General features: G+C 49.9%; 14 protein-coding genes. 7 read left to right on the forward strand and 7 right to left on the reverse strand.

Annotated elements, in window-relative coordinates:
- The first annotated feature begins 8 nt into the window (after positions 1-8).
- The 3 genes from lysA (at position 9) to AC5RDV_RS04625 (ending at position 3,775) form a co-directional block, all read left to right on the forward strand.
- Positions 9-1,169, forward strand: a complete 1,161-nt coding sequence (gene lysA, locus AC5RDV_RS04615) for a diaminopimelate decarboxylase (protein ID WP_282747212.1) — start codon at positions 9-11, stop codon at positions 1,167-1,169.
- Positions 1,169-2,350, forward strand: coding sequence for a glycosyltransferase (locus tag AC5RDV_RS04620; protein ID WP_282747211.1), 1,182 nt, complete (start codon positions 1,169-1,171; stop codon positions 2,348-2,350). Before lysA ends, AC5RDV_RS04620 begins: the two co-directional genes overlap by 1 nt.
- A gap of 69 nt (positions 2,351-2,419) precedes the next feature.
- A complete protein-coding gene (locus tag AC5RDV_RS04625; RefSeq protein ID WP_008627440.1) occupies positions 2,420-3,775 on the forward strand; it encodes an MATE family efflux transporter in 1,356 nt (451 codons plus the stop codon).
- A 604-nt stretch (positions 3,776-4,379) separates the two neighbouring features.
- On the opposite strand, the gene AC5RDV_RS04630 is transcribed toward AC5RDV_RS04625, so the two are convergent.
- Genes AC5RDV_RS04630 through AC5RDV_RS04640 form a run of 3 tightly spaced genes read right to left on the reverse strand, consistent with a single transcriptional unit; the run spans position 4,380 to position 7,038 of the window.
- Entirely contained in the window at positions 4,380-5,147 is a 768-nt protein-coding gene (locus AC5RDV_RS04630) for an MBL fold metallo-hydrolase (RefSeq protein ID WP_008627434.1), read from the reverse strand.
- Positions 5,144-6,184, reverse strand: coding sequence for a UDP-N-acetylmuramate dehydrogenase (gene murB / locus AC5RDV_RS04635; protein WP_282747210.1), 1,041 nt, complete (start codon positions 6,182-6,184; stop codon positions 5,144-5,146). Before murB ends, AC5RDV_RS04630 begins: the two co-directional genes overlap by 4 nt.
- Before the next feature lie 8 nt (positions 6,185-6,192).
- Positions 6,193-7,038, reverse strand: coding sequence for a DUF4348 domain-containing protein (locus AC5RDV_RS04640; protein WP_282747209.1), 846 nt, complete (start codon positions 7,036-7,038; stop codon positions 6,193-6,195).
- A 130-nt stretch (positions 7,039-7,168) separates the two neighbouring features.
- Between AC5RDV_RS04640 and pheS the strand changes: the two genes are divergently transcribed.
- The 4 genes from pheS to AC5RDV_RS04660 all read left to right on the forward strand — a co-directional run bounded on the left by pheS (position 7,169) and on the right by AC5RDV_RS04660 (position 10,436).
- Entirely contained in the window at positions 7,169-8,188 is a 1,020-nt protein-coding gene (gene pheS / locus AC5RDV_RS04645) for a phenylalanine--tRNA ligase subunit alpha (RefSeq protein ID WP_282747208.1), read from the forward strand.
- Positions 8,189-8,194: 6 nt separating this feature from the next.
- Positions 8,195-9,391, forward strand: a complete 1,197-nt coding sequence (locus tag AC5RDV_RS04650) for an MFS transporter (protein WP_282747206.1) — start codon at positions 8,195-8,197, stop codon at positions 9,389-9,391.
- 284 nt (positions 9,392-9,675) lie between these two features.
- Positions 9,676-9,858 (forward strand): hypothetical protein, encoded by a 183-nt coding sequence (locus AC5RDV_RS04655; protein WP_008622266.1) that lies wholly within the window; start codon positions 9,676-9,678, stop codon positions 9,856-9,858.
- A 203-nt stretch (positions 9,859-10,061) separates the two neighbouring features.
- A complete protein-coding gene (locus tag AC5RDV_RS04660) occupies positions 10,062-10,436 on the forward strand; it encodes a thioesterase family protein (protein WP_282747204.1) in 375 nt (124 codons plus the stop codon).
- 114 nt (positions 10,437-10,550) lie between these two features.
- Here AC5RDV_RS04660 and AC5RDV_RS04665 read toward each other — a convergent pair whose 3' ends face one another.
- The 4 genes from AC5RDV_RS04665 to AC5RDV_RS04680 all read right to left on the reverse strand — a co-directional run bounded on the left by AC5RDV_RS04665 (position 10,551) and on the right by AC5RDV_RS04680 (position 13,646).
- Complete coding sequence (locus tag AC5RDV_RS04665) at positions 10,551-11,123, reverse strand: hypothetical protein (protein ID WP_130893004.1); 573 nt, start codon at positions 11,121-11,123, stop codon at positions 10,551-10,553.
- Positions 11,124-11,218: 95 nt separating this feature from the next.
- Entirely contained in the window at positions 11,219-12,130 is a 912-nt protein-coding gene (locus tag AC5RDV_RS04670) for a dihydroorotate dehydrogenase (RefSeq protein ID WP_282747203.1), read from the reverse strand.
- The gene (locus AC5RDV_RS04675) at positions 12,118-12,894 is read right to left on the reverse strand and encodes a dihydroorotate dehydrogenase electron transfer subunit (protein ID WP_282747201.1); all 777 of its coding nucleotides are present in this window, start codon (positions 12,892-12,894) and stop codon (positions 12,118-12,120) included. The genes AC5RDV_RS04670 and AC5RDV_RS04675 overlap by 13 nt, the downstream gene beginning before the upstream one ends.
- Positions 12,895-13,148: 254 nt before the next feature.
- Positions 13,149-13,646, reverse strand: coding sequence for a helix-turn-helix domain-containing protein (locus tag AC5RDV_RS04680; protein WP_443688491.1), 498 nt, complete (start codon positions 13,644-13,646; stop codon positions 13,149-13,151).
- Positions 13,647-13,833 lie beyond the last annotated feature (187 nt).

Consider the following 13,833-nt stretch of genomic DNA (forward strand, 5'->3'; position numbering starts at 1 on the left):
ATGAGGATATGAAAGGTTCATTTCCGATAGAAAAATTCAATACGGTAAGAACTCCGTTTTATTATTATGACACGGAGCTGCTCCGCAAAACACTGGATACCATCAAGTCAGAAACAGGCAAAAACGATAATTATCATGTACATTATGCCGTAAAAGCCAATGCCAACCGCAAACTGCTGCGCATCATCTGTGCGGCAGGATTCGGAGCCGACTGCGTAAGCGGCGGAGAAATCAAGGCCTGTCTGGATGCCGGATTCCCGGCGGATAAAATCGTGTTTGCCGGCGTAGGAAAAAGCGATTGGGAAATCAATGTAGGACTGGATGCCGGTATCGCATACTTCAACGTGGAAAGCATACCGGAACTGGAAGTCATCAACCAGTTGGCCGGCGAAAAAGACAAAATCGCCCGCGTCTCATTCCGCATCAATCCAGACGTAGGGGCGCATACCCATGCCAATATCACGACCGGACTGGCCGAAAACAAATTCGGCATAGCCATGGCCGACATGGAAAAGGTCATAGAAATCGCTGCATCGTTAAAACATGTGGAGTTCGTCGGGCTGCATTTCCATATCGGTTCACAGATACTTGAAATGGGAGATTTCGTGGCATTGTGCAACCGCGTCAACGAACTGCAAGACCGGCTAGAACGCCACCACATTACGGTGAAGAACATCAACGTGGGTGGCGGATTGGGCATCGACTACCAACATCCGAACGAAGTGCCGGTTCCCCATTTTGCAGACTATTTCCAAACCTACCGCAAGCATCTGAATCTGCGACCGGACCAACAGCTCCATTTCGAACTGGGACGGGCCGTCGTGGGGCAGTGTGGCAGCCTGATTACACGTGTACTCTATGTCAAACAAGCCACATACAAGCAGTTTGCCATCGTAGACGCAGGCATGACAGACCTCATCCGCCCTGCCCTCTACCAGGCTTTCCATTCCATTGAGAACCTGAGCAGCGACGAGCGCAAGGAAACCTACGACGTTGTAGGCCCTATCTGCGAGTCGAGCGATGTATTTGTCAAGGCATTCGACCTCAACCGTTGCCATCGCGGCGACCTTTTGGCTCTGCGTTCAGCCGGGGCTTACGGTGAGATCATGGCTTCAAGATATAACTGCCGCGAATTGCCGGCCGGATATACTACTGAAGATTTCGTATAATGTATCCACTCATAACTTTCCTTTTGGAAAATGCTGCCTACGCCGGTTTCGCACTGACGTGGGCAGCACATTTCTGTACCGCCCGTTCCTATAAGCGGACGGCACGCATGGTAGAACAGCAAGAAACGGAGGCGCAATCCTCGGACAGTCGCCCGAAAGAGGCCATTTCCGTCGTCATCGCCACGCACAACCAAGCCGACGCGTTACGCAGCAACCTTCCCCGGATACTGGAACAGGAATATGAGCGTTTCGAAGTTATCGTCGTGAATAACGCATCGACCGACGACACGGAAGACGTACTGAAAACCCTGGAACTGAAATACGCCAACCTGCATCATACCTTCACCCCGTCCGGTGCACGCCATATCAGCCATAAACGCCTGTCGCTGACCATCGGTATCAAGGCCGCACAATACGAATGGCTGCTGCTGACCGAACCGGACAGCCGTCCGTGTTCTCCTCATTGGCTCTCCACTATGGCCGGACATTTCCACGACGGCATACAAATCGTATTGGGATATGCCAACTATATGCCGGACAAGCGCTTGCTTTCCCGTAAAACTATTTTCTTCAACCTCTTCCACCAGATGCAATACTTGCCTTGGGCCACACGACATAAGGCCTACCGTTGTAATCCGGCCAATATAGCCTATCGCAAAAGCCTGTTCATGGCTCATAAAGGATTTGCCGACGACATCAACCTTATCGGTGGGGTGACGGAATTGTTGGTCAACCGCCACAGCTGTGTCGGAAATACCGCCGTTTCCCTACATCCGGACAGCAAAGTGGAGTGTGAGGACATGACATCCGGAAAACAATGGAGACTCAAGCGCACTTTCTATATGGAAACCCGGAGACATTTCAAGAAAACATGGCGTTATCGACTGACGTTCAACTTGAAACAAGCCGTCGTACCTTTATTCTATTGTGCCACGGCCCTGTCCCTCGGATGGAGCGTATGGCAGCATCAATGGGCGGCCACGGCCATCATATCCCTATTGTTTATCCTCCTCTGCATATGGAAAACCGTATGGTTCAACCGTTCGGCACGTGCGTTGGGAGAACGCCCCTACCACCTGTCTTTCCTTTGGTACGAAATGCGTCTGTTCGGATGGCACGCCTGTTCGTGGATGGACTACCGGACCGCTCCACGCACACGGTTCTACCGCAAGGCTTTCTGAAACAGAGCGGAAGAATCGTTTGCACATAAGCCTGATAAATCGTAACTTTGCGGCCTAAAATCACGACTTATGCAAGCATCCGATCAGGCTATCACGTACGGCAGGCACATTCGTGCCTTGGCCACATTAGGCATCCCCATCATTGTAGGGCAGTTAGGTACCATCATACAAGGACTGGCCGACACCATCATGGTGGGTCGTTTCAGTGCACACTCATTGGCCGCCGCAGGCTTCGTCAACAACATCATGGTGTTGGTGTTGATTTTTGCCTTAGGTTATTCTTACGCCATCACTCCGGTCATAGGTCCAATGCACGCCCGGGGGGAATTCGAAAATGCCGGCAAGGCATTGAAAGCCGGACTTCAAGTCAACGGCGCACTGGGCATGGTACTGTTCCTGCTGATGGGGACGCTCTACTTTTTCTTGGGGCACATGGGACAACCCGAAGAGCTTCTCCCCGAAATCCGGCCGTACTACATCGTCGTCGCGCTTTCCATACCCATCCAATCCCTTTTCAATGCTTTCAAGCAATTCTTCGACAGTATCGGCAACACCCGTACACCGATGTGGATTATGATCAGTGCAAACTTGTTCAACATCGTGGGAAACTACCTGCTGATTTACGGTATAGGCCCTTTCCCACAACTCGGACTATTAGGCGCCGGCATCTCTACCACCCTGTCACGCATCCTTATGCTGATGGTCATTTACGGTATATTCACTTCAAACGAAAAGTATAAAAAATATCATTCCGGCTTCCAAGCCAAAGGCGAAACCACCGACATGCGCCGTCTGCTGCATAAACTGGGCCGGCCGCTCGGACTGCAAATGGGCATGGAGACAGCTTCGTTTTCTTTGTGCGCCGTGATGCAAGGTTGGATTGGTGCCGCTCCCCTCGCCGCCCATCAAATCATGACGAGCGTCGGTTCCACCTGCTTCATGGTATATTATGGCATCGGGGCGGCCGTAGCCATACGGGTCAGCCATTTCCATGGGGTAAACGACACCAGGAACGTGCGCCGCAGTTCCCTCACCGGCTACCTGATGATTCTGGCCACCGGACTGGCACTGGCCATCACCATCAGCACTTTCATCACAGACATCTGCGCTTTCTTCACCGACGACACGGACATCCGGCATATTGTCGTCAGCCTGGTCATCCCGTTCGTATTATACCAATTCGGTGACGGCCTGCAAATCAATTTCGCCAATTCACTAAGAGGCATTGCCGACGTACGCCCGCTCATGCGTTACGCTTTCCTGTGCTACATTGTCATTTCCCTGCCGCTGAGCTATCTATTGGGCTTTACGTTCCATGGAGGGCCGGCTGGAATATGGATGGCTTTCCCTGTGGCATTGACGTTGGCCGGGGCACTCTTCTGCCGCCGTTTCCTCCGTAAAACACGCACGATGGCCGCCGGGTGAAAAACTACTGCATCGGACAAAATATCCCCCGATGGAACGGCATTTCGTAATATCTGCCAAAATGGCAGTCTGAACCCTTACAAGAATCCCGTATTTCCACCCTTTCGGCTCACCGGACGGAAATACGGGATTCTCATGAATGGAGACTTTGACATAAAGAAAGCATTCTACGCTTCTTTCGGACAAACCGGCACGACACCAAAGCCCCTATCCTCATGACAGAAGGCAAGCGGTCAGTAAAAAGCAAAAATCACTTTCCTCGGGTCAGGAAATCCTGTATGGAAAAAAGAAGCAAATAGAAAAAACAAAACTGAAAAACGAGGCTTTCCTTCCCGTCACAGCCCGTTTTTATGCCATTTGAGGTTCCTCCGAAAATCAATCTGCGCCAAACGAAAAATCGCTTTCAGGCGAACGATTTTTCGTTTGGCGCAGAAAAACGGAGATACTTACGCTGAAAAACAGCATAAAAACCGTATAAAAATCCATTTTGAAGCATTTTTTCTTCCCAGAACAACCTTTTTCCCGTTTTTTTAGCACCTAAGAACAATAAAAGTCTGCCAAAATGGCAGACTTTGAACATCCTTTTATAAAATCCTGTCGCCAATCATTCTCCTTCCACCTCCACCACCAAGCCGTCGTAAGCCATCCGTACGCCCTCGGGCAGGCTAGCATCCTCCACGGCATGCAAGTCGATATGGTGCCCCATGTGGATGAGGTAAGTGCGCGGCACACGTAAGCGGCGGGCAAACGCACAAGCCTCCTCTATCGTCTGGTGGGAATAATGAGGCTCGTGGCGAAGACCGTTCAGGACGAGCAACTCCAGCCCTTGAAGGTAATCCAACTCGCAGTCCGCTATCGTTTTCATGTCCGTAATGTAAGCCATGCGCCCCACACGGTAGCCCAATATGGGCAACCGGGCGTGCATCACTTCTATGGGAGTGACCTGCAATTCCCCCACCCGGAACGCTTCGTGCGGACGGACGGCATGAAGCCGGAGCTGGGGCACGCCGGGATATTTATGCTCCACAAAACAATAAGGCAGGCTCTGGCGCAACTGCCCGCCCGTACGCTCCGACGCATAAAGCTGCACGTCGCCGAACACGCCGAAAGGGCGCAGGTCGTCTATCCCTCCCACATGGTCGTAATGTTCGTGGGTAAGCAACACGGCGTCTATACGACGGAAATCCAACGGCAGGATTTGTTGGCGGAAGTCCGGGCCGCAGTCCAACAGGATTCTCGTCTGCTCCGTCTCCACCAATACGGAAGTCCGCAAACGTTTGTCACGGGCATCCGTACTGCGGCACACCTTGCACGAGCAACCGATTTGCGGCACTCCCGTACTCGTCCCCGTACCCAAAAACGTGATTTTCATGCGCACCCTCCTATAATATTTACTTCCGGGGTGATGGATATGCCGAAGCGGGACAGCACGTCCGCACGGATGGCTTCGCACAACGCCAGTATGTCGCGCCCCGTCGCGCCGCCCTTGTTCACCAACACCAATGCCTGCCGGTCGTGCACCGCCGCCCGTCCGAGCGACCGCCCTTTCCAACCGCACCGCTCGATGAGCCATCCGGCCGGTATCTTCACCCGTTCCGCGTCCACCTCATAGCGGGGCACGTCGGGGTAATCCCCTTTTATCGCCTCATAGACCTCACGCGAAACCACGGGATTCATGAAAAAGCTGCCTGCATTCCCCTGCACTTTCGGGTCCGGAAGCTTGGCCTTGCGTATGGCAATCACTACGCGGCGCAAATCCTGTGCCGTGACCTCCTCAGGACGAATGCCCCCGGCACTCAAAGCCTCACGTATCCCCCCGTAATCCAGATTCGGGCGGAACGTGGACGACAACCGGAAATGCACATGCGTCACCGCGTAACGTCCGCGCCACTCTTCCTTAAAAATACTTTTCCGATAAGCATAACCGCATTCCGAAACATCGAACACCCGGACTTCGCCGTCCCGTAAGCCGACGGCCTCCACCGCCGTAATTACATCTTTGGCTTCCGCACCGTATGCCCCGATGTTCTGCACGGCAGAGGCACCCACTTCGCCCGGTATGAACGAAAGGTTCTCCAGGCCGTAGAACCCGTGCTCCACGCAGTAGGCCACCAAATCGTCCCACACGATGGCCGCCCCCACACGAAGCCGTATCCCGTCCGGCCGTTCCTCACACTCGATTCCACCGATGGCGGAATGCAGCACCACGCCCTTGAAATCGGACAGGAACAAAAGGTTGCTCCCGCCGCCGATATGCAACACCGGCACGTCGGGACTGTCCGCCCGGAGACGGCGAACGACTTGCCGCAAGTCTTCTACGCTGTCGTATGCGACAAAACGGTCTGCATGCGCTTCGATGCCGAACGTGTTATGGGAAAGTAACGGATAATTATATTCTATTCTTGCCATAAAGCGGTTTAATTTTCGTACGAAACCAGTTTCCACTCCCCGTCTTTCTGCCTGAAATCGAGGATGTCCATCAGCCCGTTGGAGATTCCGGCCTTCACCAGAATCATCCCGTCCGGATTGTCATACGTCTGGCCGTAACGGATATTGGTAATGACCCCGTCCGGCAACTGGGGCTTGAAGGCATCCCACTGGTCGTGGTCCAACGTGCCTTCTATCGTATTGAAATCATCATCGGGGTCTGTCGTGACATAGCGCAAAGGATTCGACACGCTTCTTTGCTGAAAGGCGGCATCCGACACAAATCTCCTGTAGAAATCCATGAACTTATCCAAGGGTTCGGCAGCCGTGAAATCACGTATGCTCTCCTGCGTCAACCGCCATTCCCCTTTCAGCCGTTGGAAACGGCATGTCTTGACCCACCGTTTTTCCAAATGGATTTGTTCCACGTCCACTTTGTCCAAATCCGTGCGCTTTTCCAAATCCATCTGTTCCTCGTCGTTATAAAACACGGTATAATAATCCTGATCCATGAAAAGCGATTCATATTTCCATTGTTCCTCCGTGAGCCATACCGTGTCTCCCCGCACAACCGAAAGCAATGGAAATTCGACACGTTCGAGCCGGACTTTTTTAAGACGGGCGAACTCAAAAATAAAATCATCAAAAAGTTCATCAGCCCTTTTGGGCAATTCCTCGTCCAACGAGGCAGAAGAAGCATTGAATGAATCCGACGGACCGAACGAGGACTCAAAAACCGAGTCGGCTGCATAGTCCACTTCCGAAGCAGCCTTTTTCCCGTTGCACGCCGCCAACACAGCCGCCAACGCCATGCACCATACTACATTTTCCCTCATACTAACACAGGATAAAATCCTCTCTAAAATCATGCAAAAGTACACTTTTTATTTTCAACAACGGCAAGTTTTTGGGGATAATTGATTACCTTTGCAAAGTTTTTTAAAGCGAACAATATCTTAGAAGATTATGATAGCAAAAATCCAAGAACTTCTGGAAGAAGTCGAGAAGCTGCAAGCCTCAAATCTTGAAGAAGTAGAAGCGTTGCGCATCAAATACTTGAGCAAGAAAGGAAGCCTGAACGCCCTGATGGCGGACTTCCGGAATGTCCCTGCCGAAATGAAGAAAGAGGTGGGAATGAAACTGAACGACCTGAAGGCCAAAGCCCAGGAAAAAATTGCGGCTTTGAAGGAGGCCGTGGACACGCAAGACTGCGGCACCGACGAATTGGACCTGACCCGCACGGCCTATCCCGTATCGTTGGGCACGCGCCATCCGCTCACCATCGTGAAGAATGAGATTGTAGATATCTTTTCGCGCCTTGGCTTCACACTGGCCGAAGGACCTGAAATCGAGGACGACTGGCACGTGTATTCGTCGATGAACTTCGCCGACGACCATCCTGCCCGGGACATGCAAGACACCTTCTTCGTAGAGGCCCGTCCGGACATCGTGCTCCGTTCGCATACATCCTCGGTACAGGCCCGCGTCATGGAAAGCCAACAACCACCCATCCGTGTGATTTGCCCGGGACGCGTGTACCGTAATGAGGCCATTTCAGCCCGTGCACATTGCTTCTTCCACCAAGTCGAAGGACTATATATTGATAAAAACGTGTCGTTCACCGATTTGAAACAAGTCTTGTTGCTCTTCGCACAGGAAATGTTCGGCAAAGACACGAAAATACGTCTCCGTCCGTCTTATTTCCCTTTCACGGAACCTTCTGCCGAAATGGACATCAGTTGCAACATCTGCGGCGGAGAGGGCTGTTCCTTCTGCAAGCACACCGGATGGGTGGAAATTCTTGGATGCGGCATGGTAGACCCGGCCGTGCTCGAAGCCAACGGCATAGACAGCAGCGTCTATACAGGATATGCTTTCGGCATGGGTATCGAACGTATCACCAATCTGAAATACCAGGTGAAGGATTTGCGCATGTTCTCTGAAAACGACACCCGTTTCCTGGAAGAGTTCAAGTCCGCCAACTAAAGCCACGTGGAAGACAGGTTAGTCACACGCAGCTTCATCTGTATACTTGCAGCCAATTTCCTACTTTATTTCGGATTTTGGCTGCTTGTTCCTGTTTTGCCTTTCTATCTGAAAGAAACTTTCTCTTGCGGAGAGGCGGCTGTCGGTACCATCCTGAGTTGCTACACCGTATCGGCCTTGTGTACGCGCCCCTTCATGGGATATCTGTACGATGGATTTGCCCGCAAACCCATCTACATCATGGCCTATCTGCTGTTTACAGCCATTTTTGCCGGTTATGTCCTGACAAGCCTGCTGGCCGTATTCATCCTTTTGCGTGCCGTCCACGGCGTGGCATTCGGCACGGTTACCGTAGGCGGCAACACGTTGGTCATCGACATCACGCCTTCCAACCGCCGGGGAGAAGCCCTCGGGTATTACGGACTCACCAACAACGTGGCCATGAGCATCGGACCGATGACGGGCCTGTTCCTGCATGATTCCCATTTAAGCTATGAACATATCTTCAGCATCGGACTGCTTACCTGTGTCCTCGGCTTCCTGGCAGCCGTTTCCGTCAAGACACCGAAGAAGATCCCGGTCAAACGTCCGCCGGTTTCGCTCGACCGCTTCATCCTGCTGAAAGGCATTCCCGCCGGCATCGCCTTGCTCCTGCTTTCCATTCCCTATGGGGCGACAACCAATTATGTGGCCGTTTATGCCCGCGAAATAGGGCTTCACGTACCCACTGGTTTCTTTTTCACCCTCATGGCCGTGGGGATGGGCATCAGCCGTATCTTCGCCGGAAAGTTCGTGGACCGCGGATACATCACCCAGACTATCTCGTATGGTTTTTATGTAGTCATTGCGGCATTCTTCCTGCTATCCTGCTGCTCTACGGTCATTGCTTACAGCGAAGCATGGTGTTCTTTCATATTCTACCTCGTACCCTTCATGTTGGGCATCGGGTTCGGTGTGATGTTCCCGGCCTACAACACACTGTATGTCAACCTCGCCCCTAACAACCAACGGGGAACCGCCACCAGTACTTATCTGACTTCATGGGACATAGGCATCGGTCTGGGCATCTCCACGGGCGGTTACATCGCACAGCAATATGCCTTCGACGCCGTCTATCTGTTCGGCAGCATACTTTGCGTGGCTTCCATGCTGTTTTTCAACCTTTATGTCAGCCCGCATTACCATCGCAATAAAGTACGTTGAAACCGGTTTTTCCCTATTTTCATGCCATTTTGTCAGCAATCACTGTCATTCCAACCTTCTTTGTAACCATAAAGCAACAAACGGGATATAATTTCTTGATATACGTCAATTATTTCCCCTTATTCTTCAAATATAGGCGGCAAAGTCTTGACCTTCGGCCTTTTTGGTTATAACTTTGCAGTGTCATAAGAAGAAAAAAGGTTATTACTAAGATTAAAAGAACTCTCTAAGGTAGAGGTTTTGAAAGGTAAAAAAGATTGTTTAATTAAAAAGGTAAAAAGATTATGATGACAATGGGTATTATGCTGTTTGCCGTAATACTTATGGCAGCAGTACTTTTGGTACTTTTCGCTGTAGTAATGTTGGCGGGTATGCACAAAGAATCCAAGTTAAATCGGGACTTCTTTATGTCCAGTACCTCCATGCAATTCGGCAAGGGCGGTTTCCAAACCGGAACGGCTTGCTAAGTGCGACTAAAAAAGAAAATGTAGAAAAAGCAAATCTCGATTAAAAGTAAAGAAATGGGTTACAGGTGGATGAGGATACAGGTTCTTCATTCGCCTGTAATCGGTTTTATCGCTCCCGTCCTTCCACTTTTCCGCAACAACACACCCCGGATTTTATTTTAAATTCGTATTTTTGCCCTGTCATTATCAAACAGCAAAAACAAATGGAAATAGGATTGACACACACCAGTACACTCACCGTCGAAAACAAACATCTGGCTATCCAGGCAGGTAGCGGAGACTTGGAAGTCCTGGCCACGCCCGTCATGATGGCCTTAATGGAGAATGCGGCCATGCTAGCCGTAAAAGGGGCTTTGGACGAAGGCATGACAACCGTAGGAGGACATATCAGTTCCTCTCACCTCAAACCTACGGCTTTGGGTAAGACCATTACGGCCACGGCCGTACTAACCGGAATTGAAGGACGCAAACTGACTTTCAAGGTCGTGGCAGAGGATGAGGCAGGAACCATCGGAGAAGGGGAACATCTTCGCTTTATAGTAGACCGCAAGAAATTCATGGCCAAATTGCAAGGATAAGGAAAACGTTCCGAACCGTACGGACGGATGATACACACGTTTCCCTTGAAATAAAATAAAAGCGCGGAAGCCTCTCCCCAGACTTCCACGCTTTGCTTTCTGAACAAATTAAAATCACTTGTTGCCTTGCATGAGAGAATCTACATTTACAGTTCTCACACATTTCGGAACCTTCTTATAGACTTGCACGCTGTCACTCCGGACATCGGCACCGTTACCGTAAGAATATCCCGCACTCCAATATCCATAGTCATTCCAATAACGCTCATAGTTACGTAACGTGAACCATGTGGAAGAATACACCCCATCCATATAACCCTTGAAATAATCGGGGGACAAACTGTAATCACGGATGTTGCAATCAAGTTCCGGATTATCAAAGCGAAGATAGATAATGCCGTCTCTTACCATCCAGGTAAAGTAGTGCTCTACGATTTCCACCCGGCCACGCCAACCGTGATAGTAATCCGTTTCGTAACCATATCCCCGGGTATAGCCTCCATAATCCTGGGGAATAAATTCCAAGTCGGAACCAATAGCCGGTTGACCGTCCACCATCATTCCCAAATCCCCGAACCAACGCCCCGAAAGCATGTATCCCCGGTAATCGTCATCTTCCTCGCACCCGCTGAACACTGCTATCAAGCAGCAGACCATAAGGAATTTGCAATATTTGAACCATCTCATAATTATGCTTGTTTAAATGTTTATAATGCAAATATACATATAAGTCTCTTTATTATGCAAAGAAAAACCCGACGGAAAGATAGGGAAAATCCTATTTACTCTCCTAAAGCACCGATAATTTCACGCACACTGCGGCAACCGTGCCGTTCCAAATATTCGTCTATCCCTCGGGCCACCTTTACCGTCACGGCCGGATCTATGAAATTAGCTGTTCCGATTTCTATGGCCGAAGCCCCCGCCAAAAGAAATTCTATGGCATCACGCGCGTTCATGATTCCCCCTAAACCTACCACGGGTATCTTCACCGCTTTGGCTACTTGCCATACCATACGTAATGCCACGGGCTTCACAGCCGGACCGCTCAGCCCCCCTGTGGCTATGGACAATACCGGGCAACGTTTTTCGATGTCGATAGCCATTCCCATCAACGTATTGATAAGGCTCACGGCATCCGCTCCGGCGTCTGCCACACTACGGGCTATGTCTGCCACATTCGTCACATTCGGAGACAGTTTGACAATCAAAGTCTTGTCATACGCCTTACGTACAGCTTTTACCACAGCCGAAGCTCCTTCGGCTGTCACGCCGAAAGCCATCCCCCCTTGCTTCACGTTCGGACAGGATATGTTCAGTTCTATGGCCGGAATGCGCTCCAGTTCGTTAATCCGTGCGGCACACTCCGCATAGTCTTCGCAACACGAACCGGAGACATTCACAATCATATTCGTGCGGATGTCTTTAATTTGGGGATAAATATGCCCGCAAAAGTAATCCACACCCTTGTTTTGCAGCCCCACACAGTTCAACATCCCTTGAGGTGTCTCTGCCATGCGAGGATAAGGATTGCCTTCACGGGGTTTCAATGTCGTACCTTTCACAATGATTCCGCCGATATCTTCCAAGTTCACAAAGTCTGCGAACTCAAGACCGTACCCGAAAGTGCCGGAAGCGGTCATTACGGGATTTTTCAACTGTAATTTCCCTATATTTACACTTAAATCTGCCATAACAATCTATTCGTATTGAAAACGGGTCCCTCTTTACACACGCACAAATGCCCTTCCGTAGTATTCTCCACGCAACACAAGCAGGCCCCCACTCCACAAGCCATCATATTCTCCAACGAAACTTCACACGGTATGCCTTTTGACCGTGCATATCGCGCTACGGCCACCATCATCGGTTTGGGACCGCAGGTGGCTATACGGTCAAAATGTTCACGTTGCAGCACGGAATGCTGCGTTACAAAACCTTTCTCCCCCTCGGAAGCGTCCTCCGTCGTGATATACACATCCCCCAATGCCCTGAACATGTCCAACTGCATCAAGTCTCCCGCCGAACGGCCGCCCAATAAGAAAGCTGGCCGACAGCCAAGCTTCACCATCTCTTTTCCCATGAAAAGCAATGGAGCCGTACCGACACCGCCTCCTACCAACAGCACTTTCTCATCACCGGACGAAGGCATCGTAAAACCTTTCCCTAAGGGCATGACCACATTGAGTTTGTCTCCTACTTCCATAGCTCCTAAGTTACGGGTTCCGTCTCCTATTTCATGAATCAGGAACCAAACCTCATTTTTCTCTTCATCCACGTAATTGATAGAAATAGGACGCCGTAAAAAGGTCGTTTCCGAGCCCTCAACCTTCAACTCGGCAAATTGACCGGGACACATTTCCGGCAGAGGTTGCTCGTGCGTAAGCTTCAACAACGCATATCCTGCCCGTAAATGCTCATTAGCCGTCAGCGTCAAATCCAAAATATATTTTTTCATCTTATAAAATAGGTATATTCCAAATGGTACATCAAACTCCTGCAAAGATAGTGAAAGGTGAGTGCAGAGACAAATGAAAACGAAGTTTTCTCATTCGGTCATGCCGAACCGAATCCCATCTTCACGGCAGCAAAGATAGGCAAGATGAATGCTGAAGCAGATGAAAAAACAAGGATAGAAATATGTATTTTATCCTAAAAGCAGAAGCCGTAGCAAAGAAATAGCTATAAGATTGTCCTGATTCTTCTTTTCAATCAACTAAAAACTTCAAAAGTTCCATCATCAAAGAAAATTCTTATCTCCGTAATCTTACGCTGGGGTTTGTCTACATACTTTACCACCTCGCGCACCACGGGAATTTGCCGGTTCTGGTCATCCACGTCTTTAATGTCTTCCATTCGTGCCCATGTGGCATAATGTCCGGGATCCGAAATGTCGAAAAGCGTAGGCTCCCCACTTGCATCTATGGAAGCTTTCTCCGCACCGCTTTTAATCGTACTTTCCCCTCCGTCGACACCATCTTTAGTTTCATCCGAAACAGTTGCATACATGTCACCTTCTCCAAACATCAACCAATTTATATTGATATCCGGAAAACGGCGGTGAATCGCACTCACATGATTGTTCGTTGGGTTGGTTTTACCATTGAAGATATTTGACAGGGATGCGGGAGACACCTCAATAGCTTTGGCAAACTCTTGTTGGGTCATGTTTTCCCTTCTCATGATTTGCAATATTCGTTCTTTCATCATTTTTTCTATTGCCCTTTGTTTTCCTCTCTCTACAAAGGAGTTTTTTACGTTTACAAAGGTAAAAACAAAAAATGGAACGCACAATAAACATAAACCACAAAATTAAATTCACCTCTATAAATATTCAGGAATATGTATTTTTATGTTTGTAAACAAGAAGGACTCGGGGTTTATATTCATAAACATA

It is taken from the genome of Paraprevotella sp., from assembly GCF_986071375.1.

Coding starts and splice junctions, on each gene's coding strand:
- AC5RDV_RS04630 (WP_008627434.1), bottom strand. CDS start 5,147: ATGAAAATCACGTTTTTGGGTACGGGGACGAGTACGGGAGTGCCGCAA.
- AC5RDV_RS04670 (WP_282747203.1), bottom strand. CDS start 12,130: ATGGCAGATTTAAGTGTAAATATAGGGAAATTACAGTTGAAAAATCCC.
- AC5RDV_RS04620 (WP_282747211.1), top strand. CDS start 1,169: ATGTATCCACTCATAACTTTCCTTTTGGAAAATGCTGCCTACGCCGGT.
- AC5RDV_RS04625 (WP_008627440.1), top strand. CDS start 2,420: ATGCAAGCATCCGATCAGGCTATCACGTACGGCAGGCACATTCGTGCC.
- AC5RDV_RS04660 (WP_282747204.1), top strand. CDS start 10,062: ATGGAAATAGGATTGACACACACCAGTACACTCACCGTCGAAAACAAA.
- AC5RDV_RS04655 (WP_008622266.1), top strand. CDS start 9,676: ATGATGACAATGGGTATTATGCTGTTTGCCGTAATACTTATGGCAGCA.
- AC5RDV_RS04665 (WP_130893004.1), bottom strand. CDS start 11,123: ATGAGATGGTTCAAATATTGCAAATTCCTTATGGTCTGCTGCTTGATA.
- lysA (WP_282747212.1), top strand. CDS start 9: ATGAAAGGTTCATTTCCGATAGAAAAATTCAATACGGTAAGAACTCCG.
- AC5RDV_RS04640 (WP_282747209.1), bottom strand. CDS start 7,038: ATGAGGGAAAATGTAGTATGGTGCATGGCGTTGGCGGCTGTGTTGGCG.
- pheS (WP_282747208.1), top strand. CDS start 7,169: ATGATAGCAAAAATCCAAGAACTTCTGGAAGAAGTCGAGAAGCTGCAA.
- murB (WP_282747210.1), bottom strand. CDS start 6,184: ATGGCAAGAATAGAATATAATTATCCGTTACTTTCCCATAACACGTTC.
- AC5RDV_RS04675 (WP_282747201.1), bottom strand. CDS start 12,894: ATGAAAAAATATATTTTGGATTTGACGCTGACGGCTAATGAGCATTTA.
- AC5RDV_RS04680 (WP_443688491.1), bottom strand. CDS start 13,646: ATGATGAAAGAACGAATATTGCAAATCATGAGAAGGGAAAACATGACC.